Genomic DNA, 20,928 nt, shown 5'->3' with positions numbered 1-20,928 from the left:
CCCGGGGCCCTTCACAGCACAGGAGGACCCCACGATGATCGCCTCACGCCTGAAACATCATCTCGAGGCACAGGGCCTGCCGTTCGGCACTGTCCGCCACCCCTATACCTCAACTTCGGCAGAATGCGCGGAATCGGCGCATGTGCCGGGGGATCACCTGGCCAAGTCCGTGCTCATCCATATGGAGGAAGGCCCGGTTCTGGCCGTCGTGCCGTCCAACCAGACGGTTGATCTGCACGCGCTGCAAACGATGATGGACCGCCGCCTCGGCCTGGCGCCGGAACATGAGCTGAACCAGGTCTTTGACGACTGCGACCCGGGCGCGGCACCTTGCGTCGGCGCGGCCTATCATGTGCCCACCGTGATCGACGACAGCCTGACCGGACTGGACAAGGTCTGGTTCGAGGCCGGCGACCACAAGACGCTGATCGAAATGAAGGGTGACGATTTCGACACCCTGATGAAGGACGCCAAGCACGGCTCCTTCTGCACGGTCCACTGACGCGGGTCAGGAGACCGGGATTCTGAACAACCGGCCAGCTGCCCCGACCCCCGGGGCGGCCCCTGCGGGCGCGTCAGAAATCGAACAGATCTTCCAGGAAGTTCTTCTTGCTCTTCTTCTTGTACGGCTTGCTGTAGCGCGGGTCATACCGGTCGCTGCGGTCCTCATGGCGCGGCGGCTGCGGCGCGGCCTGCGCGGGCTGGGCTGAGCGTTCGATGATCTTGTCCAATTCGCCCCGGTCCAGCCAGACGCCCCGGCACTGGGGGCAATAGTCGATCTCCACCCCGGCGCGGTCGGCCATGACCAATGTGGTTCCGTCAATCGGGCACTGCATCTGCGTCTCCTTGCTCAACTCCTGCACTCCACGTGGGCAGTGCACCTGTGCTGCGCAAGACAAAGCCTGCGCAAAAACGAGGGTTTTGCAGGTTTTCGCCCATTTCAGGCCTGCTGACGCATGGTAAGCTGCCCCCAAATCACGGAGGCAACAATGAGCAGCAAGACCATCCAGGCGGGGCTCCTGACCCTGATCCTTGCGTCGGCTCCGGCCTATGCATGGGCCGGTGAAGGCGGTGGCGGAGGCGGCGGCGCTGATAGCGGCGGCGGCCAGAGCAGCGGGCTGAGCTCGCGTTCCACGCGGGCGGTTGTCACCACCCTGACCCGCGGCTTCGACCGCTGCGGCACGCTGCCGCAAGTCTACAAGTTCGATTGCTACCGCCACACCTACAAGCTGGCGGCGCAGAAGCTAGACAGCAACCAGGCCTATGCAGAAGCCGCCAAGGCGCTGGTGCTGGTGGAGGAAACCCTGACGCAGGCCGTGAAAAAGAACCTCGACCCGGCGCAGAAACCTGTGCGCAAGGGGCTGAATTTCTACCGTGCGGTAAAGCCTGCCGCGGTGCCGCAGGTCAAGCGGCAGACGGAACGGGCGATGCGGCAGGCGGAAACCATCCTGCTGCGCTCGCCCGCGGAAAAGAAGGTGCATTACGTCCGCATCGCCGAAGCGGTGAACTCCAACAAGGTGCTGCTACGGTCCGCGATGCTGCCAGGTGCCGCGATGCGGCTGGCCTGGCAATTGCTGAAAAAGGCGGTTGCGGCTTGATCTTCAGGCCGCGCCTCAGCGGACCACGTGCACCGCGCAGGCCGCGTGGCGCACAACATGGCCCGAGGTCGATCCCCACAGCATATCCTGCATCGACGGGCGGTGCGAGGCGAGGATGATCAGGTCCGGCTTGTTCTGCTCGGCCCAGTCCAGGATGGTGCGGCCGGAATGGCCCTCGATCAGCACGCCCTCGGCGTTGGGCAGGGTCTGCGCCAGCCCGTCCAGCTCTGCCTGCAGCGCCTGGCGGGTGTCTTCCATGAAATCCGCCGGCACATAAGAGATCGCATAGGCCGGGACCTGTTCGATCACATGCAGCAGCGTCACCTTGGCTCCCGGCGCCGAAAGCAGCCGCGCCACTTTCAGCGGTCCGGTGACATCCCGTTCGGGATCAAAGGAAATCGGCACCAGAACGTTATGATACATGGGTCGCCTCCATAGCTTGAAACCTGCTCCAGATTATCCGCGCCCGCGGTGCTCTGCCTTGACCGGCGTCAAGGCAGCGGCCGGCCTGCAGGGCAGGGGTCACGCGCCAAAGACCTCCGCCACGTCGTACATGACCGGCTCAAAGCTGCGGCACAGCTCATTGATCTTGCGGTTGCGCTCGCGCATTTCCGGGCTGCGCAGCATCGCCATGAAATCCTCGCGGCGGCGCCATTGCGAATAATTGGCGATACGGGTCTGCGCGTCATTCACATGCAAGCCGGCCGAAATGAAGCCGGGCTGCTTGGAAATAAACTCGGAATAGGCATCCTCCAGCGCCTCCAGCAGGTCCTGGCAGGTCCCGGGCGTCATCTCGAAGGTGGTGATAACGGTCTGGATATCAGCGGTTTTTGCTATTTTTGGCATTGGCTCCTCCGTTGACTCTCCCCAGCCTACGCCTGTTCGCGCTGAAAGCGCACGGGTTTTTTGGTGCGTGCACCCATAGAGGGCTTTCGAACCTGTTAATACAACCTTAACCATAAGGCGGAACCGTTTGCACACGCCAACCTGAGGCCACGGGATGAAACCTGCCTTTGCCGCTGCTCTTGCCCTGGCGCTGGCCCAGCCGGCGGCCGGCGGGGCTTGGCTGGAGCAGCCGGGCCAGGCCTTTGCAGCGGCCAGCGCAACCTACCGGCACACAGGCAGCGCCGCCGCGCATGAGCTTGGCTATTACGGCGCCTATGGGATCAGCCCCGGGCTCACCCTCGGTATCGACCTGAACCAGAACGCGGATGTGTCCGGCCACGCGCTGGTTTTTGCCCGGCTGCCGCTGCACACAGGTGCCCGCTACCGGCTCGCGGTGGAGACAGGGGCGGGCGGCAATCATGTCAGGGGCCTCTGGCTTTTGATGCACAAAACCACCCTGTCGTACGGCCGCAGTCTCACGACCCGCCGCGGCGATGGCTGGCTGGCGGTAGATGCCGCTTATGAGCTGCGCGGCAGCGGCCAGGAGGCGATCTGGAAGCTGGACGCCACCATCGGCCTGAACCGCCCCGGCAGGCCCGCACCGATGCTCCAGGCGGAGTTTTCCAAGCCGGAAGGCGGATCGTTTTCCTACACACTCACCCCCTCCCTGCGCTACCCGCTGAAGGATAAGCGGGAGCTGGTCGTGGGGCTGGAATACCGCCAGGCGGGCCAGCGCAGCCTTGGCCTGAAACTGGGCCTGTGGCAGAAGTTCTGAACCCCGCGCCAAACCCTGGAGGAGTCCATGGCGAGCCCGATCCGCCCCACCGATGACGACGCCCGCCAGCTCGCGCAGGGCCTGATGGCGCAGGCACGCTTTGCCGCGCTGGGCGTGCTGCTGGAGGAGGGCACCCCGCTGGTCACCCGTGTCGCCTTTGCCCTGGATCCGGAGGGCGGTCCGGTCAGCCTGATCTCTGAGCTGGCCCAGCACACCCGGGCGCTGCACCGCAATCCGGCCTGCTCGCTGCTGGTAGGGGAGCCGGGGGACAAGGGCGACCCGCTCACCCATCCCCGGCTCAGCCTGATCTGCGAGGCGGAGTTTCTCAGCCGCCAAAGCCCGGAGCATGAGCCGCTGGCCGCGCATTATCTGCGCAGCCAGCCCAAGGCCAAGCTGTACCTGCAATTTGCCGACTTTGCCTTTGTCCGGTTCCGGGTGTCGGCTGCGCATCTGAACGGCGGTTTCGGCAAGGCTTTCCACCTTAGCGCCGCCGATCTGCGGCCGCCGGGCCGGTCCTAGCCGTCCATCCTCAGCAGCACCTGCACCTCGCCCTTGAGCGCTTCCTGCCAGCGCAGGCGGATTTCGTCGTCGTTCGCGCCCAGCTGGGTATCGCAATAGGGTGTGCTGTAGCGGGTGCTGTTGCCGCCGGTCCGCAGCGGCCCTTGCGGCACCACGCTGTCGACATAGCGCGCGTAGCCTTGAAACGGCAGCTTGCCATTCGCCCTGACCGCCCAGGAAGACGACGCCGAGGACTGGTTGTGACGTATCCGCAAGGGGTTGGCGGAATGGGTCGTGACGTTGTGGTACATGTTGCCCTCATAGACCACGTTGAAGGCCCGGCTGAAATCCAGATCCGAAAAACTGGTATCGACCCGCTCCGCCCGGTCGATGCTGCCATTGAGCGAGCGGAACTTGTTGCCGGTCACGGACAGCCCGTTCAGGTAGTGGCCGCTGCCGTAGGGTTTGATCACGATATAGCTGAACCAGGGCGCCACATCGCCGGACAGGAACACATTGGCGGTTACCGACAGCGCGCTGAAGGAAAAGCCGGTGGTGAAGTCAGGTGCCGGATCACGCTCGTTGGTCCATTCGATAAAGCAATTGTCGACGTAATTGTCCGACACTGTTGTGGTGCAGTTGTTTGCGGCCAGCACCAGCCCGGCGGAGCGGACACCGTTGGCCACGCTGTCGCCCTGAAAGAAATGATTGCCGGTCACGGTGTTGTTGGCGCCTGCCAGCAAAGCGAAATGGCGGAACTTGGTGGCGCGGTTGCTGCGCAGCTTGGCGTCGTTGGCATTCACGTTGAGGCCGATGCTGGTTCGGTCCTCCACATCCAGCGGGTCCTCGGCGGACAGGAACTGGCAATTGTCGACCAGAAGCCCCTGGCAGCCGGTGCCGATCGAGGTGATGCCGCGATCCTTGGGGCGCGAGATAAAGCAGCCATCCAGCGAAAAAACGGAACCCGACGGGGCCAGCCGCAGGGCGCTGCAGCGGGAATTGCACTGGAACTCGATACTTTCCATGCCAAACTTGCTGAGGGCGCTGAAACCGCTGAAATCCAACAGATACTTGAAATCCCGGAAGGTGAAAGTCTGGGTGCCCGCCGCGTCGTACAGCGGCGCGGTCAGCGTCAGCTCGCCGGCGCCGGTGTTCTTGGATTTCACATAGATCTCGCGGCCGACCCCGGCACCCTCCACCAATGAGCCTACTTTGATGTTCGCGATATTGACGACATTGGTCAGCTTCCTGGAATCCGAGGTTCTGTACCTGGCCTGCGAGGTCACCACACCGGTGTCCCAGGCCGCGCTGCTGGCGGCTTCCAGCTGGCCGTTGCGGATGATCCGGCGGGTCGAATAGGAGGACCTGTTCGGCACCGCCGCCTGCATGTCGAGGGGGGCGGTCACGGTGATTTTGCGGCCCTTCAGGTCCAGCGATTCATGATCCACGTTGTTGAGCAGGGCCTGAAACGCCTTCTTGAAGCCCAGCTCCTCATCGCCAAAGGCAGCGGCATATGAGGGGAAATCGAAATTCTTGGTCAGCAGCAGCATCTGATTGGCGGGCATTGACACGGTGCCTTCAAACACCGCCTCGTTGTTCAGCGACACGGTGCTGGCGAGGTGGAAGTCCCCCGCGGGCACCAGGATGCGGCGCCCGGCGGCGGCGGCATCGGCGGCCTCGAACGCAGCGGTGCAGTCGGTGCTGCCATCACCCACCGCGCCATAGTCGGTCACGTCCACCACGCTCAGCATCTTGCGCAGGAAGGCGCTGGTGATATCGGTGATCTCGATGTCGTCGATCCGCACGACGCCGCCATTGGCACCGGTCAGGTCCAGCCCGAAATGGCCATAGGCCGCGCTGCGGCCCCAAGGCATATCCACCCCGGGGCGGTCGCCGCTGCCGACGATGCCGGTGACTTCGAGCACCTTGCCGTATTCGGTAAGCGCGTATTGCATCCCGGTTTCGGACACGCCGCCGATGTGGCTGCCGCCGCTGCTGGCCGCCCAGCCCGCCACGCGGACCGCAGGCAGCGCGCCGCTGACGGCCTTGATTCGAACCTTGATCTGCAGATAGCAGCCAGGTTCCAGCGGCGTCTGGCCCATGAAGCGCAGCTTCTGGGTGTTCCCGGTCTTCTGCAACTCCAGGCAGCCGCCGAAGTCCGCATCCGCCGCCACAAAGGCCGCGTTGGCGGCGCCGTCATAGGTGTCTGATCCGGGGGTGCCGTTGCCGCTGGACCATACATTCAGTCCCTCCGCAAAGGCGGGGGGCATCAGCTGCAGACCGTCAGTGATTGCCTTGTTCATGGGGGTACCCTTTCCTGCTGCGCATGTCGCGTTCGGGGAAAAGGAAGTACTGAATTGGCGTTAAATTCCGCCCAGCGGGGCGTACGCTGCCCTGGGTTCAGACGCTGTCAGATGACCCTCTCAGCAAGTGTACGGCGTTGATTTTCCAACCGCTCTCCAGCTTAACCATTTGGTAATCCAACAGGTGCACGCGGCCTTGCGCGTCGGTGATCATCACCCGCTGCCACAGGCCGCTCGCCACTTCGCGCAGGTCCAGATAGCGGACCTCCGCCGGCCGCCAGACCATCGGATAGCCCTGCTGCACCATCTGGCCGAACCGTTCCGGCGTGCCGAACAGGCGGCGGATCGACGGCGAGGCAAAGGAGAACGCGGTCTCTGTATCATTGTTCAGGAAGGCTTCAAACTGAGAGCCGATCACGGCTGTGACCGGCTCTCTCTGAGCAAAGGCCGGAAAGGTCAGAAGAAAAACACTTACCCCCGCAAACAGAACACTGCGCATCTGTCCCTCCCGGTCCGTTTCTTGAGTTTAGGACAAAGTGACGCTGCGTCAAAACTTTTTTGCAAATTGGTAATTTTGATGCGCGGTGCGAGGCCGCAGCCCGCTGTGCGCAGCAGGGCTGAAAACGAAAAAGGGCGCGGAAGACCGCGCCCTGACTGAATCCGATGCGTGCAGGCTTAGGCCAGCTCGCCCGCCAGCGCTTTTTCGATCAGCGCGATGGTATCCTCGACACCGTAAAGCGCGATGAAGCCGCCGAAACGCGGGCCTTGCGACGCGCCCAGCAATACCTCGTAAATCGCCGAGAACCAGGCACGCAGCGGCTCGAAGCCGTGGATCTTGCCGATGGCGAAGACCACGGATTGCAGGAACTCCTCATCCGCAAAGTCCGCTTCGGGCAGCGGGTCGTCGTTGCCTGCGATCTCGTTCTTCTTCGCAATTGCGGCCAGCGCCGCCTCTGCCGATTTCAGCGCGTCCGCCAGATCCTGCAGCGCCGCGCGCTCCTGATCGGTGGGCAGGCGGAATTCCTTGGCCGGTTTTACGAAGTCGTTGAAGTAGCGCACCGCAAAGCCCGCGGCCTGGTCCATGCCCGGATGGGTGTCGGGGGTGGCGTTGGGGGCGTATTTGTTGATGAAGCCCCACATGGTGTCCTTGTCCTCGGCGCTGGAGGCGGAGGCGAGGTTCAACAGCATCGAGAACGGCACCACCATGTCCGACTGCGGAACGTCGCCGCCGTGGATGTGCCACACCGGGTTGTTGAGCTGCGCCTTCAGGTCCTGCCCGTGATAGGCGCGCAGCTGCTGGTGGTACTCATCCACCGCCTTGGGGATCACGTCGAAATGCATCCGCTTGGCGGTCTTGGGCTTCTGGTACATGAAGTAGGCCAGCGACTCGGTCGAGGCGTAGGTCAGCCATTCGTCGATCGACACGCCGTTGCCGGAGGATTTGGAGATCTTCTGGCCGTTTTCGTCCAGGAACAGCTCATAGGTGAAATGCTCCGGCGCGCGCTGGCCGAGCACCCGGCAGATGCCGTCATAGATCGGCGTGTTGGTGGAGTGGTCCTTGCCGTACATTTCGAAATCGACTTCCAGCGCGGCCCAGCGGGCGCCGAAGTCGGGCTTCCACTGCAGCTTCACGTTGCCGCCGGTTACCGGCAGGGTCCATTCCTTGCCGTTCTCGTCGTCGAAGGTGATGGTGTAGTTCTCCGCGTCCACCTTCTTCATCGGCACGTACAGAACGCGGCTGGTTTCCGGGTGGATCGGCAGGAAGATCGAATAGGTCTGGCGCCGTTCCTCGCGCAGGGACTTCAGCATGATCGCCATGATGTCGTCGTACTTGTCGACGGCGCGCTTGAGGATCTCGTCGAACTGGCCGGACTGGTAGAATTCGGTGGCAGAGTAGAACTCATACTCGAACCCGAAGGTGTCCAGGAACCGGCGCAGCATGGCGTTGTTGTGGTGGCCGAAGCTTTCATGCGTGCCGAACGGGTCCGGCACCGAAGTGAGCGGCTTTTGCAGGTGTTCCGCCAGCGCCTCCTGGTTGGGGACGTTGCCCGGCACCTTGCGCATGCCGTCCAGGTCGTCGGAGAAGCAGATCAGCCGGGTCGGGATATCCGAGATGGTCTCGAACGCCTTCTTGATCATAGTGGTGCGGGCGACCTCGCCGAAGGTGCCGATGTGCGGCAGGCCGGAGGGGCCATAGCCGGTTTCAAAGAGGACATAGCCCTTTTCCGGCGCGCCCTTGGCATAACGTTTGAGAACCCGGCGGGCTTCTTCAAACGGCCAGGCTTTGCTCTTCAGAGCTTCTTCGCGCACATCAGACATCATGTTCTCCATCGGCGGCGGTTGCGTCAGTATTCGGGGTGCCGCGTGATCTGTCCGGATGCCCCATGCATCCGGCCATTCCCTCTATTGTGCCTGTGCCGCATGAGTCAATAATGCCAGCCCCGCCGGGGCCGGGATTTGCGGCCTTGCGCCGCGCAAAAATCGGCGGCCGGGCTCAGCCTGTTATTGAACCTCTCCGCGGGCGTACCTATCCTGTCCGGGTGAATATTGCGCAAATAAGGATTTCGTCCATGAGTGAGCAAACCCCGCATCCGATGACCCCGCAGGACTGCCTTGTGGCCCTGATGGTGGCGGTCTCGGCCTCGGACGAAAACATCCGCACCGCAGAACTGGTCAAGATCCAGTCGGCGGTGAACATGCTGCCGGTCTTTGCCGACTATGACATCGACCGGGTGAGCCGGGTGTCGCGCACGGTGCTGGACCTGTTTGAGCAGGAGGACGGGCTGGAGGCGCTGTTCGGCCTGATCCGCGGCGACCTGCCGGAGCGGCTGTTCGAGACCGGCTATGCGCTGGCCTGCGATGTGGCCGCCGCCGATGGCATCCTGGGCGAGACCGAGCTCGAGTTCCTGGCAGAGGTCCGGTATGAGCTGAACATCGACCGGCTGCACGCCGCCGCGATCGAACGCGGCGCGCGCGCCCGGCACATGGTCTGACCGCTGGCCGAGGCTTGAACAGGAAGGGCATTGCCCGGGGCAGGGGCCCGGACAATGCCATCACTCAGCTATAGGCGCCGGCTGAATAGGTCAGCTCATAGCTGTGGCTGTAAAGCTCGAAGATGATCCCGAACGGATCCTCCACATAGACCATGCGGTAAGGCTTCTCGCCTGGGAAATACTCCCGCACCGGCATCCGCTGCTTGCCGCCGGCGGCGACGATTTTTTCCAGAAGCCCCTCGACGTCCGGGTCCTGTACGGCAAAGTGGAACGTGCCGTGCTTGCGGTACTGGAAGTTGTCCTCCGGGGCCTCGTTGCCGTCAAATTCAAACAGCTCGATGCCGATGCCATCCGCGGTGGACAGATGCGCAATGCGCAGGCTGTTCCATCCGGGGCCGAAAACGTCGGTGCACATCTGCCCGATGGCGCTGTCGTCCTCGACAACCTCGCTGGGCTGCATCAGCACGTAGAACCCCATGACGTCCGAATAGAACTTCACGGCGGCTTCAAGGTCCGGCACCGACAGGCCGATGTGGGAGAAAGTTCTGGGTGTGGTGGTCATCTTTGGTCTCCTCATGCTTGGGATGACAGAAAGGTAGACACTCCCCGGTGCTCTGTGAAATTATCATTTTGCATGTAAATGATAAAAATGTGGTATGATTGATGCTGAACGCCACCTGGCTCGAAACCTTCACAACGCTGGCTGAAACCGGCCATTTCACGCGCGCGGCACAGCGCCTGAACATGACCCAGCCGGGCGTCTCGCAGCACCTGCGCAAGCTGGAGGCGCAGCTGGGCCAGAAGCTGATCGCACAGGACGGTAAAAGCTTTTCGCTCACCCCGGCGGGGGAGGCGGTGCGGGCGCTGGGGCAGGCGCGGCGGGCCGAGGAACGGCGCCTGAGAGAGACCATCGCCACGGACAGCCCCGATGCCGGAGAGGTGCGGATTGCCTGCTCCGGCAGCTTTGCAACGCTGCTCTATCCCCGCATTCTGGACCTGCTTGAAGCCGCGCCGGACCTTGCGGCGCATTTGGAAGCGGCGCCGCAAGCCACCATCGAGCGCGGTCTATTGGACGGTGTGTTCGATCTGGGCATTCTGGATCACGACCCCGGCCACCCCCGGCTGGAGGCGGAGCATCTGGGGGAGGAGGAGCTCTGCCTTGTGCTGCCAAGCCGTGATGCGGGCGCAGAGGTGACGTTCGAGGCGCTGGAAACCCGCGGTTTTGTGGCCCACCCCGATGGCTTTGCCCATGCGGATGAGCTGCTGCCGCTGAATTTTCCGGAGGCCTATCAGGGGGCCGACCGGCTGCGCGTGCGGACCTATGTCAACCAGATCGGCCAGATCCTGGACCCGGTCGCGCGCGGCATCGGCTATACGCTGCTGCCGCGCAGCGGGGTCGAGGCCTATGCGCAGCGGGACCTGCTGGCGGTGATCCCGCTGCCCAAGCCGCGGCGCCACGGATTGTGGCTCACCTTTCGCAAGGGGCGCCCGCTGAGCGCGCGGCTGCAGCGCATTCAGCATCTGGCGCAACAGGTGGCGGCGGAGCTGGCGTAGCCCTGCCTGGCCTGGTCAGCCTCCGGACGGCTGTGCTCTGAGCTGCGCCAGGCTCCGCTGCTGCTGCCCGTCCGCATCGAAATTCGCGGGATCAAGCCAAGCCTTGTAAGCCGTCTCCAGCTGCTTCCACTCGCTGTCCAGAATGGAGTACCAGGCGGTGTCGCGGTTGCGGCCCTTATAGACGATGGCCTGCCGGAACAGCCCCTCATAGGTGAAGCCGAACCGTTCCGCCGCGCGGCGGGAGGGGGCGTTCAGCGCGTCGCATTTCCATTCATAGCGGCGGTAGCCCAGATCGTTGAACACCCGCGCCATCATCAGATACATCGCCTCGGTCGCCGCCCGCGTCCGCTGCAGTGCCGGGGCAAAGGTGATGCCGCCCACCTCGATCACGCCATGAGCAGGCTGGATGCGCATGTAGCTGGCAATGCCCTCGGCCTTGCCGCTGGTGCCGTTGATCACCGCAAAATAGGGTTGCGCATCGACGCCGCTGGCGGCCTTTACCCAATCGTGCAGCTCTTCTTGGGCAGCGAAAGGGCCGTAGGGCACATAGGTCCAGATCGCGTCCGTGCGGTCCTGCCGGAACGCCGCGAACAGGTCCGCGGTGTGGCGCTCCGCATCCAGCGGCTCAACCCGGCAGTACTGCCCCTCCATGCCGGTGTGCCCGGGGTGGCGGGCGCCGGTCCAGTCCGGCAGCGGGGCGCCGATGGGCTGGCCGAGGTTGTTGAACTGATCCGTCATAAGGGCATCCTTCGCAAAGCCTTGCCGCGGTGTCCCTGCACCGCCGTCAGGCCCGGATCTGCCACGCCGCTGGTCTGGGAGAAACGTCCAGTAACGGAAAATTTTTCCAGACCAATCCCGGCTGTCAGCTGCCGTAAACCGCGCCCCAGCGCTCAATCAGCTGCTGTTGCAGCTGCTTGGCGCGTCGGTTCCAGCCGCGGGCGCCCTTGGGCCGTTCGCGCTGGGCGCGGGGAATGCGGGAGCGCGTCTTCAGATCAGCGGTGAAGATGGTGAAAGCCAGTTCGGTCCCGTCAGCCGCGGTCATGAAACCGCCCAAGCCCGAGACAAAGTTCAGCGTGCCGGTCTTGGCAGCGACCTTGATCGGGTGGCCCTTGACCACGCGGCCCTTGGCGTCGCGCAGTCGGAAGGGTTTCAGGAGCGGTTTCAACTGGCCGGAGCGGTAGGCCGCCACCAGCGCGCCGGTGAGGTCTGCCGGGGTCATCCGGGAGTCTTCGCCCAGGCCGGAATGGTCCACCAGCCGGGTGCTGGACATGCCGTATTTCTCAGCCGCCCAGCGGTTCATTTCAGCAGCCGAAGCCTTGAGCGAGCCAGGCCGCCCGGCGCGCGCGGCGGTGGCGGCCATACCGATCATCTCGGCCATCAGGTTGTTGGAGTATTTCAGCGTCGCCTTCAGCATCACGTCCATCGGCGGGCTGTGATGCTGTGCCAGCAGCCGGGCCTGAGGCAGCGACTTGGCGGCCTTTGCCTTGGGCAGTGCGATACCATGGGACCGCGCCAGGGTGCGGAACACATCGCCCGCATAGGCGCCCGGATTGCGTACCGGCAGCCAGCGGGCGCCGCCCTTGCCCAGGGCCTTGCTGGCCACCGTCCACTGGTCGGTTCCGGCCTTCTCCGCATAGGTGTAAACCGGCACCGCGCGGGAGGCGATCGTCATCCGGGAGGTGGCGACCTCGGGGCGGTATTTCTCGGTGCGGGCGTCCATGGTGACGGCCCAGCCGCTGGAGGCGCGTTTCCACTCGAAATGCACCCGGTTGAAGTTCAGCGCAATGCCGGAAACCGCAGGGGAATAGCCCACGTGGTCGGGCTGGTCCGGGTCGATGCTGCGCACCGACGGCAGGGCGCCGTCCCAGACCAGGAACTTGCCGCGTACCTCGCGCACGCCGGCGCTTTTCACGGCCTTGGCCAGCAGCGCCAGGTGATCGGTGTTCAGCATCGGGTCGCCGCCGCCGGCCAGGATCAGGTCTCCATTGACCACACCGCCCGCAACGCCGCCGGTGGCCAGAACGCGGGTTTCGAACCGGTGATCCGCGCCCAGCACGTCCAGCGCGTAAAGCGCGGTCAGCGCCTTGGCAACGCTTGCAGGCGGCAGCGCCTCGCCGCTGCCGGACGCCTCCAGTAGCTTGCCGGTTTTCACATCCGCCACCGCGCAGACCGCATCGCCCGGCAGCTTGGCCCGCGACAGCAGCGCCCTGAGCCCGTCGGCCCCAGCCGCCAGAGAGCTGACCTTGCGCGCCACAGGGCGCAGGGAAACCGCAGGCGCATTGGCCAGCGCAGAAGAGCCCGCCAATGCGGCAAGCCCGGAAAGAAGGAATGTCCGGCGTGAAGTCATCGTATTCATTTTTAAGGCGAGGACCTGCTCTTCTTCAATCCCCGTTGCCGGCTGATCCGCCGCAGTGTCCGGGGTTTTGCCTGATGGAAAGTCCTGCTACCGCTGGCAGCCATGTTTCAGGCAGTCATCCTCATGTTTGCGGCCATGTCAATGATCCCGGCGGGTGATCTGTGCGGGAAGCTGCTGACCGGCGGCGGGCTGGCGACGCCTGCCTTTGTCGCCTGGTCGCGGTTTTCGATCGGTGCCGCGCTGATCCTGCCCTTTGTGCCGCGCCGGGCGTTCACGCTGCTGGGCGACTGGCGGCTGTGGCTCAGGGCCGGGCTGCTGACCGGCGGCATCTTCTCGATCCAGCTGGCCCTGATGACGGAGCCGCTGGCCAATGTCTTTGCCGCTTTCTTTATCGGGCCGGTGATCAGCTACGTGCTGTCGGTGCTGCTGCTGCGGGAGCAGGCGACGCTGGCGCGCAGCCTGCTGATGGCGCTGGGTTTTCTCGGTGTGCTGATGGTGGTGCGGCCGGGCTTTGGCGGCTCGGTCAACCTGCTGTGGGCGGTGCTGGCAGGCTGTTTCTATGGCGGGTTCCTGACCAGTTCGCGCTGGCTGGCGGGGGTGGGTTCGCCGCTGGAGCTGAGCCTGACGCAGCTGCTGCTGTCGGCCGTGCTGATGCTGCCGCTGGGCCTTGCCAGCCTGCCGGAGTTTTCCGCCTCAACCGCGGCACTGACGGTGGGGAGTGCCGCGTTTTCGATGACGGGCAATCTCTTGCTGCTGTTCGCCTATGGCCGGGTGCAGGCGGTCAAGCTGGCGCCGATGGTCTATTTCCAGCTGGTGGCGGCTGTGGGGCTGGGCTGGGCGGTGTTCAGCCAGCTGCCGGATGCCTGGACCTGGGCCGGGCTTGCGGTGGTGCTCAGCGCCGGTCTGGTCTCAGCCATGCTCCGCCGCTGACCATTCGCCGCGGGCGCGGATTTCGGTGGAGCTGACATCCACCATCGGCACGTTGACAAAGCACCAGGCGGGGGCCGTGGCCTGCGCCAGCAGGTGGCTTTCGCAGCCCTTCAGCATCGCATGCCGGTAGATCCGCGCCGCTGGCGAAAACCGCGCCGAGATCCGGTCCCCCGGCCGTGCCAGCACCCCCACGGGCACCGTGTCCAGGATCTGCTGCCAGTCCTTCCAGCGGTGGAAATGGGTGAGGTTGTCCGCCCCCATCAGCCAGACAAAGCGCACGCCCGGATGGCGGCGGCGCAGGTGGCGCAGGGTCTGGGCGGTGTAGCGGGTGCCGAGATCGGCCTCGATGCCGCTGACATGGATCCGCGGGTGCTGGATCAGGCTGCGGCTGGCGCTGATCCGCCGCTCCAGCGCAGCAGGCTGGCGCGCCTTCAGCGGGTTGCCGGGGGAGACCAGCCAGAACAGGTGATCCAGCCCGAAGCGTTTCAGCGCGGCATGGGAAATCGCCGCATGGCCGCGGTGCGGCGGGTCAAAGGACCCTCCCAAGAGCCCGACGCTCTGGCCCGGGCGGATATGCGGCAGCTTGCAAACCATGAAGAGCTTGATGCGCACAGTTTTAAGGGGAGTTCAATCGCTTGTCGGGCCTGCCGGGCCCGGTGCTGAGGGGCTGATTGCCTGAATCCGCCCGGCGTAGTAAAATTTTCTTGCGCGGGCGGTTTGGCCGGCGCGCTGTATTTGATTGCGAGTTTACCATGGTTACCAAGCTTTCCGCCTCAGTCGGGCGCAAGGGCAAGAACCTGCCCGAAGATGTCAAAGCCGTGCAGCAGCTGCTGAATGCCTTTGCGGCCAATGCCGGTTTCAAGAAGCTCAAGGTCGATGGCACCCCGACGCCGGTGCTGGAAAAGACCATCGGGCAGTTCCAGCAGGACGTCTGCGGTTTCAAGCCCGATTTCCGCATCGACCCGGGCAAGAACACGATCAAGAAGCTGAACGCGGGGCCCGCCAAGGCCAAGGCGGAGCAGAAAGCCAAGGAAAAGCAGGACGAGAAGGCCAAGCAGGAGGCCAAGGCCCAGGCGGTGAAGGCCGCCAAGGATGCGGTGATGAAGGAGGCCAAGTCCAAGTCGCTCGACCAGAGCGGCTGGGCCGCGCTGCTGAGCGAGATCGAGGATTATGCCACCTCGCTCTATGACAGCTATTTTGCCAAGGGCGAGAAGAAGGGCGAGGACCCGCAGAAAGCCGCCAAACGGGCGGCGGAGAAGGCTGCTAAGGACGCCAAGAAGAAGGCCGCAGAGAATGTCATCAAGACCATCGACACCGGCGGATTGTGCAAGCCCGGGCGGCTGACCGGCAAGACGCAAGGGGTGCAGAAGAAGATCCTGGATGTGCTGTTCGAGGTCTCGTCCTACTATGGCGAGACCATCCATGTGGTCTCGGGCCTGCGCGACAAGAAGGGGCAGGCAAGCGCCATGTACAACGGCTGGAACAGCCACCTGAAGCGCGGCAAGATCTATTCCTACCTGCGCAGCCATGAGGATTTCCGGGTCGAACTGGACGGGTTTGTCCAGGCGGGGGACAAGAAGGGGTTCATTGCCTGCATGTTCAAGAAGGCCGAGTGGAAATACATCTCGCGCCATTTGTCGGGACAGGCGGTGGATGTGACCACGCGGACGGACCAGAAGATCATCGACGCGCTGGGCACCTGCCTGCGCTATTTGGCGGAGCGCAATAGCGAAGGCATCAAGTGCCACCATTTCGACAACCGCAAACTGATCTACCCGGTGCCGGACAGCGTGAAGAAGAAGTGGAAGCTGTGAGGGGCCGGGGGTTGGCGGAGCTGGGGCTGTGCGGGTGGTTGAGGTCGGATTCGGGGTGAAAATGAAAAGGGGTTTTCTGCGAAACCTTGTTTTTTCACAGGTGGTTACTTAATTTGTTAGGCGGCAATGGCAAGAACGCCCGCTCTGCGTAGGGTGGGCAATTTGCCCACCTCGGATCGGGTGGTTAATAGGGTGTTAACCTGCCTCAGGTTCAAATACCCCATGCCAAACTACCGCCGGTTCAAAAGCGATGGCGGCTGCTATTTCTTCACCGTCAGCCTGGCGCAGCGGGGGACATCCTTGCTCGTCGAGGAGATTGCTGCATTGCGGCAAGCTTATGCGGATACTCAGCGGCAGCTGCCGTTCCGCTGTGAGGCAATGGTTATTCTGCCGGACCACTTGCATGCGGTCTGGACCTTGCCAGAGGGAGACTGCGATTTCTCCGGGCGCTGGCGGCTGATCAAGTCCCGGTTTTCACATGCCGTGGGCGGAAGCTTTGGTCGTTCCGCCAGCAAGCACGCCAAGCGGGAAAAGGGGATCTGGCAGCGCCGGTTTTGGGAGCATTTTATCCGGAATGAAAAAGACTACCGGCGGCATGTCACTTACTGCTGGACCAATCCGGTGAAGCATGGGCTGGCCGCTCGGCCGGCAGATTGGAAATTTTCCTCGATCCATCGGGATATTCGGGCGTGCAGAGTCCCGGCAGAGTGGACAGAGCCAAGCCCGGAGGGAGAGTTCGGCGAGTAGGGTGGGCGATTCCGCCCACCATTTCTTTTTGTCACCCGTGGAATGGTGGGCAAATTGCCCACCCTACGAAAACTTCTTCTGCGACTTCCCCCTGTAGGCTCGCGTCCCCGCTTTCCCCGCCGTTGACCGGCCGCGCGACTTAACCGCGGCCTCTGACGCCGCCTCCACCGCCGACTGCCGCGCCAGGGGGTCGTCGGAGATGGCGAGGTCCACGGCCTCCAGCCGTTTGATCTCGTCGCGCAGGCGGGCGGCTTCTTCGAACTCCAGGTTCTCCGCCGCCTTGCGCATGTCGTCGCGCAACCCGTTCAGATGCGCCTCCAGGTTGGCGCCGTGCATCGGCTTGCCGATCTGGGCGGTGACGCGGTTCATGTCCACATCGCCCTCGTAGAGGCCGGCCAGCACGTCCTCGACGTTTTTCTTGACGGTTTCAGGCGTGATGCCGTGTTCGAGATTGTAGGCGATCTGCTTTTCGCGGCGGCGGTTGGTCTCGCCCAGGGCGCGCTCCATCGAGCCGGTGATCTTGTCGGCATACATGATGACACGGCCGTCGGCGTTGCGGGCGGCGCGGCCGATGGTCTGGATCAGCGAGGTCTCGGAACGCAGGAAGCCTTCCTTGTCGGCGTCCAGAATAGCGACCAGGCCGCATTCGGGAATGTCGAGACCCTCGCGCAGCAGGTTGATGCCGATCAGCACGTCGAAAGCGCCGAGGCGCAGGTCGCGCAGGATCTCGATCCGCTCCAGCGTGTCGATGTCGGAGTGCATGTAGCGGACCTTGATGCCCTGTTCGTGCAGGTATTCGGTGAGGTCCTCGGCCATGCGTTTGGTGAGGGTGGTGACCAGGGTGCGGAAGCCGTTGGCGGTGACTTTGCGGATCTCATCCAGGAGGTCGTCCACCTGCATGCCGACCGGGCGGATTTCGACCTCCGGGTCCAGAAGGCCGGTGGGGCGGATCACCTGTTCGGTGAAGACGCCGCCCGCCTGTTCCAGCTCCCACGCCGCCGGGGTGGCGGAGACGAAGACCGACTGCGGGCGCATGGCGTCCCATTCCTCGAACTTGAGCGGGCGGTTGTCCATGCAGGAGGGCAGGCGGAAGCCGTGTTCGGCCAGAGTGAACTTGCGCCGGTGGTCGCCCCGGTACATGCCGCCGATCTGGGGGACGGAGACGTGGCTTTCATCGGCAAACACGATGGCGTTGTCGGGGATGAATTCGAACAGGGTCGGGGGCGGCTCGCCCGGGGCGCGGCCCGTGAGGTAGCGAGAGTAGTTTTCGATGCCGTTGCAGTGGCCGGTGGCCTCCAGCATTTCCAGGTCGAAGTTGGTGCGCTGTTCCAGCCGCTGCGCTTCCAAGAGCTTGCCGTCGCCGACCAGCTGCTCAAGGCGCTGCTTCAGCTCCTGCTTGATAGAGATGATGGCCTGGTTGAGGGTCGGTTTGGGCGTCACATAGTGGGAGTTCGCATAGACGCGGATCTGCTCGAAGGTGCCGGTTTTCTCGCCGGTCAGCGGGTCGAATTCGGTGATCGCCTCCAGCTCCTCGCCGAAGAAGGAGAGTTTCCAGGCGCGGTCTTCCAGGTGGGCGGGGAAGATTTCCAGCGTGTCGCCGCGGACCCGGAAGGAGCCGCGCTGGAAGGCCTGGTCGTTGCGCTTGTACTGCTGGGCGACCAGATCGGCCATGATCTGGCGCTGGTCGTACATCTCGCCCGCTTTCAGGTCCTGGGTCATCGCCGAGTAGGTCTCAACCGAGCCGATGCCGTAGATGCAGCTGACGGAGGCGATGATGATCACGTCGTCGCGTTCGAGCAGGGCGCGGGTGGCGGAGTGGCGCATCCGGTCAATCTGCTCGTTGATCTGGGATTCCTTCTCGATATACGTGTCGGAGCGCGGCACATAGGCCTCCGGCTGGTAGTAGTCGTAGAAGGAGACGAAGTATTCGACCGAGTTCTCCGGGAAGAAGCCCTTGAATTCGCCGTACAATTGCGCCGCCAGCGTCTTGTTGGGGGCGAGGATGATCGCCGGGCGCTGGGTTTCCTCGATCACCTTGGCCATGGTGAAGGTTTTGCCGGTGCCGGTGGCGCCCAAGAGCACCTGGTTGCGCTCGCCGTCCAGAACGCCCTCGGACAGTTCCTTGATCGCGGTGGGCTGGTCGCCTGCGGGATCGAAGGTGGTGTTCATCACGAACCGCTTGCCGCCCTCCAGCTTGGGCCGCTGCTGCGGCGCCCGCTGGGTCATCATCGGCATGGACTTGTCGGAATGGGCATAGGGCATCGGGCGACTCCGTTGGGGACCGCGCTGATTTTGGTCTGTTTTTGTTCTTGTTCAAGGGGGCATCCGGCCTTGTTGCAGCCAAACGCCTGTGGCGGCAGGGCAAAACCGTTGAAATACGGCGCATTTGCCACCTTGCTGCAGAGGCATATCCGGCGCATAAATGCGCAACTTCGAGATTCACAGGTTGAGACACCAGGAGACAGCCCATGCAAGCGCGGATTTACCGGCCAGCACGCAATGCCATGACCTCGGGCATGGCGAAGACGCGGAGATGGGTCCTGGAATTCGCGCCGGCAAGCGCCCGCGAGGTGGATCCGCTGATGGGCTGGACCTCCTCAAGCGACACCCAGAGCCAGGTGCGTCTGCGCTTTGATACCAAGGAGGCGGCGCTGGAATATGCCAAGGATCATGGCATTGAGGCGCTGGTGGTCGAGCCCAAGGAGCGCAAGGCCAACATCCGTCCGGGCGGCTATGGCGACAATTTCGCCACCAACCGCCGCGGGCCCTGGACCCACTGAGGTTTGTAAATCTTGATCGAGTTCCCACCGTTTCGGCACGGGTTCTCATCGGGATTTGCAAATAGGCGCCTAATGGGCGCCTTTTCCATATCCGGGTCTCAGCAGGCGGAGCGGTGCTCCGAAGCGAGCTGTTCGGCCCAATCTTTATGGGTCAATTTGACGTTAAGGCACGGGCGCCCGCGGCAAGGTGCTGCCGCAGGTGCCCTTGGCGCGGGGACTCCACCCGGGCCGCTAGCGCCGCACACTCTCTTGTTTCATACGAGCTTGATCCCCTGCTTGATGAGATCGCTTGTTGTCTTGCGGATGCCGTCCTCCAGAATGTCGAACATCTGGTCGATCTGGCTTTCGGAGATGATCAGCGGCGGTGAGAACACGCACATGTTGATGATCGGGCGCAGGATGAGGCCGTTGTCCTGGCAATGCGCGTCGATCATGGCGCCCACGGACTTGTCGAGTGCGAGCACGTCGCCGGCCGTTGCATCAGCTACGCATTCGACACAGCCAAGCAGCCCCTGACCGCGCGCATCACCGACCAGCGGGAGGCCGGCAAGGGCTGCGAGCCGTGCTTCGAAATGGGGCGTGACCTTTCGCACATGCTCAAGGATGCCATCGCGTTCGATGATTTCGATATTCTTGAGCGCTGCGGCAGCGCTGACCGGATGGCCGGAGTAGGTGAACCCGTTCGAGAAGGTCGCGTCCTGGGAATTACTGCCGGACACCTCGGCAATCAGCCGGTCCGAGATGATGCAGGCCCCCATCGGCACATAGCCTGAGGTCATGCCCTTGGCGCAGGTGATGATGTCGGGAACGATATCGAACACCTCTTCGGAGGCAAACCAGTGGCCCATGCGGCCGAAACCGGTGACCACTTCGTCAGAGATGTAGAGCACGTCATGCCGGCGGCAGACTTCGAGACAGCGTCTGTGATAACCCGCCGGCGGAATGATCACCCCGCCCGAACACAGGATCGGTTCGGCAATGAAAGCCGCTACCTTGTCAGCACCGATCTGCAGGATCGCGTTTTCCAGGTCCGCAACCTTTTCATCCAGAAACGCCTCGACGCTCTGGCCTTCGGCGCGGACATAAGGGTTCACGTTGGGCAGGAAATGGGTCAGATGCTCTGCCTGGTCCAGCCAGCCCTTGTCGCGTTCCTTGCCGCTCATCGAGGCCGCCAGATAGGTTGAGCCGTGATAGGCCTTCTGGCGCGAGATGACGGTTTTCTTTTCCGGCCGTCCCAGGACATTGTTGCGGAACTGAACGAAGCGCAGCGCACTGTCCACGGCCGTAGAGCCGCCGGTGGTGAAGAACACATGGTTCAGATCCCCCGGCGTGTGTCCGGCTATTTCATGGGCCAGGCGTGCGGAGGTGGAGTTCGCGTTGTTGAACGGCGAGAAATAAGCCAATTCCCGTGCCTGCTGTGCCATCGCTTCGGCTATCTCGGTGTTGCCGTAACCGATCTGCACGCACCACATGCCGGCCGGTCCGTCGATCAGGCGCTCACCCGTTTCCGTGGTGACATAGATGCCTTCACCGCCCTCGGTAAACGTCCTGTTGTTCTGGCCGATGTGGGCCATCCCCTCCCACGGATGCACGAAATGCCCGTTGTCCCAATCGCGGACTGTGTCGAAGCCGGTATTCAGCAGCGTCATGATCTCACCTGCATTGTAACACTTATCACAAACTGAACAAACGTAC

The 20,928-nt window shown here is 63.5% G+C and carries 22 protein-coding genes; 10 read left to right on the top strand and 12 right to left on the bottom strand.

Annotated features, from left to right (window positions below):
- Positions 1 to 34: 34 nt before the first annotated feature.
- Positions 35 to 502, top strand: coding sequence for an aminoacyl-tRNA deacylase (locus tag AC5STI_RS11085; protein ID WP_475047352.1), 468 nt, complete (start codon positions 35 to 37; stop codon positions 500 to 502).
- 73 nt (positions 503 to 575) lie between these two features.
- Here AC5STI_RS11085 and AC5STI_RS11080 read toward each other — a convergent pair whose 3' ends face one another.
- Positions 576 to 836, bottom strand: coding sequence for a TFIIB-type zinc ribbon-containing protein (locus tag AC5STI_RS11080; protein ID WP_475047350.1), 261 nt, complete (start codon positions 834 to 836; stop codon positions 576 to 578).
- Positions 837 to 989: 153 nt separating this feature from the next.
- On the opposite strand from AC5STI_RS11080, the gene AC5STI_RS11075 reads away from it, so the two are divergent.
- Complete coding sequence (locus tag AC5STI_RS11075; RefSeq protein WP_495446676.1) at positions 990 to 1,598, top strand: hypothetical protein; 609 nt, start codon at positions 990 to 992, stop codon at positions 1,596 to 1,598.
- Between the two features lie 15 nt (positions 1,599 to 1,613).
- On the opposite strand, the gene AC5STI_RS11070 is transcribed toward AC5STI_RS11075, so the two are convergent.
- A complete protein-coding gene (locus AC5STI_RS11070; protein WP_475047348.1) occupies positions 1,614 to 2,021 on the bottom strand; it encodes a universal stress protein in 408 nt (135 codons plus the stop codon).
- Positions 2,022 to 2,120: 99 nt separating this feature from the next.
- The gene (locus AC5STI_RS11065) at positions 2,121 to 2,444 is read right to left on the bottom strand and encodes an antibiotic biosynthesis monooxygenase family protein (RefSeq protein WP_174147275.1); all 324 of its coding nucleotides are present in this window, start codon (positions 2,442 to 2,444) and stop codon (positions 2,121 to 2,123) included.
- A 154-nt stretch (positions 2,445 to 2,598) separates the two neighbouring features.
- On the opposite strand from AC5STI_RS11065, the gene AC5STI_RS11060 reads away from it, so the two are divergent.
- Entirely contained in the window at positions 2,599 to 3,258 is a 660-nt protein-coding gene (locus AC5STI_RS11060) for a hypothetical protein (protein ID WP_495446675.1), read from the top strand.
- Positions 3,259 to 3,285: 27 nt separating this feature from the next.
- A complete protein-coding gene (locus AC5STI_RS11055; protein ID WP_495446674.1) occupies positions 3,286 to 3,777 on the top strand; it encodes a HugZ family pyridoxamine 5'-phosphate oxidase in 492 nt (163 codons plus the stop codon).
- On the opposite strand, the gene AC5STI_RS11050 is transcribed toward AC5STI_RS11055, so the two are convergent.
- From AC5STI_RS11050 to AC5STI_RS11040, 3 genes are all read right to left on the bottom strand, one after another.
- Positions 3,774 to 6,059, bottom strand: a complete 2,286-nt coding sequence (locus AC5STI_RS11050) for a glycosyl hydrolase family 28-related protein (RefSeq protein ID WP_495446673.1) — start codon at positions 6,057 to 6,059, stop codon at positions 3,774 to 3,776. The two genes, AC5STI_RS11055 and AC5STI_RS11050, sit on opposite strands and share 4 nt — an antisense overlap.
- Before the next feature lie 97 nt (positions 6,060 to 6,156).
- Entirely contained in the window at positions 6,157 to 6,558 is a 402-nt protein-coding gene (locus AC5STI_RS11045; protein ID WP_495446672.1) for a DUF4864 domain-containing protein, read from the bottom strand.
- A gap of 176 nt (positions 6,559 to 6,734) precedes the next feature.
- Entirely contained in the window at positions 6,735 to 8,378 is a 1,644-nt protein-coding gene (locus tag AC5STI_RS11040) for a lysine--tRNA ligase (RefSeq protein WP_495446671.1), read from the bottom strand.
- A gap of 251 nt (positions 8,379 to 8,629) precedes the next feature.
- On the opposite strand from AC5STI_RS11040, the gene AC5STI_RS11035 reads away from it, so the two are divergent.
- Entirely contained in the window at positions 8,630 to 9,052 is a 423-nt protein-coding gene (locus AC5STI_RS11035) for a tellurite resistance TerB family protein (RefSeq protein ID WP_475047339.1), read from the top strand.
- A 64-nt stretch (positions 9,053 to 9,116) separates the two neighbouring features.
- Here the strand turns inward: AC5STI_RS11035 and AC5STI_RS11030 are convergent, their stop codons facing one another.
- A complete protein-coding gene (locus tag AC5STI_RS11030) occupies positions 9,117 to 9,614 on the bottom strand; it encodes a lactoylglutathione lyase family protein (RefSeq protein ID WP_490400198.1) in 498 nt (165 codons plus the stop codon).
- Positions 9,615 to 9,715: 101 nt separating this feature from the next.
- Here AC5STI_RS11030 and AC5STI_RS11025 point away from each other — a divergent pair, with 101 nt between their 5' ends.
- Complete coding sequence (locus tag AC5STI_RS11025) at positions 9,716 to 10,606, top strand: LysR family transcriptional regulator (protein WP_495446670.1); 891 nt, start codon at positions 9,716 to 9,718, stop codon at positions 10,604 to 10,606.
- 15 nt (positions 10,607 to 10,621) lie between these two features.
- Here AC5STI_RS11025 and AC5STI_RS11020 read toward each other — a convergent pair whose 3' ends face one another.
- Together AC5STI_RS11020 and dacB are read right to left on the bottom strand one after the other, a co-directional pair.
- Positions 10,622 to 11,344: a GNAT family N-acetyltransferase gene (locus AC5STI_RS11020; protein WP_495446669.1), complete on the bottom strand. Its 723-nt coding sequence runs from the start codon at positions 11,342 to 11,344 to the stop codon at positions 10,622 to 10,624.
- Positions 11,345 to 11,468: 124 nt separating this feature from the next.
- The gene (gene dacB, locus AC5STI_RS11015) at positions 11,469 to 12,953 is read right to left on the bottom strand and encodes a D-alanyl-D-alanine carboxypeptidase/D-alanyl-D-alanine endopeptidase (RefSeq protein WP_495447756.1); all 1,485 of its coding nucleotides are present in this window, start codon (positions 12,951 to 12,953) and stop codon (positions 11,469 to 11,471) included.
- 111 nt (positions 12,954 to 13,064) lie between these two features.
- On the opposite strand from dacB, the gene AC5STI_RS11010 reads away from it, so the two are divergent.
- On the top strand, positions 13,065 to 13,892 hold the full coding sequence (locus tag AC5STI_RS11010) for a DMT family transporter (RefSeq protein ID WP_495446668.1): 828 nt from the start codon (positions 13,065 to 13,067) through the stop codon (positions 13,890 to 13,892).
- Here the strand turns inward: AC5STI_RS11010 and AC5STI_RS11005 are convergent.
- Positions 13,872 to 14,486, bottom strand: a complete 615-nt coding sequence (locus AC5STI_RS11005; RefSeq protein WP_495447755.1) for a nicotinate-nucleotide adenylyltransferase — start codon at positions 14,484 to 14,486, stop codon at positions 13,872 to 13,874. The two genes, AC5STI_RS11010 and AC5STI_RS11005, sit on opposite strands and share 21 nt — an antisense overlap.
- 158 nt (positions 14,487 to 14,644) lie before the next feature.
- On the opposite strand from AC5STI_RS11005, the gene AC5STI_RS11000 reads away from it, so the two are divergent.
- Together AC5STI_RS11000 and AC5STI_RS10995 are read left to right on the top strand one after the other, a co-directional pair.
- Complete coding sequence (locus AC5STI_RS11000) at positions 14,645 to 15,706, top strand: peptidoglycan-binding domain-containing protein (RefSeq protein ID WP_495446667.1); 1,062 nt, start codon at positions 14,645 to 14,647, stop codon at positions 15,704 to 15,706.
- A 222-nt stretch (positions 15,707 to 15,928) separates the two neighbouring features.
- Positions 15,929 to 16,453 carry an REP-associated tyrosine transposase gene (locus AC5STI_RS10995; protein WP_495446666.1) on the top strand — a complete coding sequence of 175 codons (525 nt, stop codon included), beginning with the start codon at positions 15,929 to 15,931 and terminating at the stop codon, positions 16,451 to 16,453.
- 63 nt (positions 16,454 to 16,516) lie between these two features.
- Here the strand turns inward: AC5STI_RS10995 and uvrB are convergent, their stop codons facing one another.
- Complete coding sequence (gene uvrB / locus AC5STI_RS10990) at positions 16,517 to 18,715, bottom strand: excinuclease ABC subunit UvrB (RefSeq protein ID WP_495446665.1); 2,199 nt, start codon at positions 18,713 to 18,715, stop codon at positions 16,517 to 16,519.
- Positions 18,716 to 18,921: 206 nt separating this feature from the next.
- Here uvrB and AC5STI_RS10985 point away from each other — a divergent pair, with 206 nt between their 5' ends.
- On the top strand, positions 18,922 to 19,233 hold the full coding sequence (locus AC5STI_RS10985; RefSeq protein WP_475047325.1) for an ETC complex I subunit: 312 nt from the start codon (positions 18,922 to 18,924) through the stop codon (positions 19,231 to 19,233).
- Between the two features lie 254 nt (positions 19,234 to 19,487).
- On the opposite strand, the gene AC5STI_RS10980 is transcribed toward AC5STI_RS10985, so the two are convergent.
- Positions 19,488 to 20,882, bottom strand: coding sequence for an aminotransferase (locus AC5STI_RS10980; RefSeq protein WP_495446664.1), 1,395 nt, complete (start codon positions 20,880 to 20,882; stop codon positions 19,488 to 19,490).
- Positions 20,883 to 20,928: the final 46 nt, after the last annotated feature.

The organism is Leisingera sp. CC-HEC096, assembly GCF_059429235.1.
This window is presented reverse-complemented; position numbering and strand designations above follow the sequence as displayed.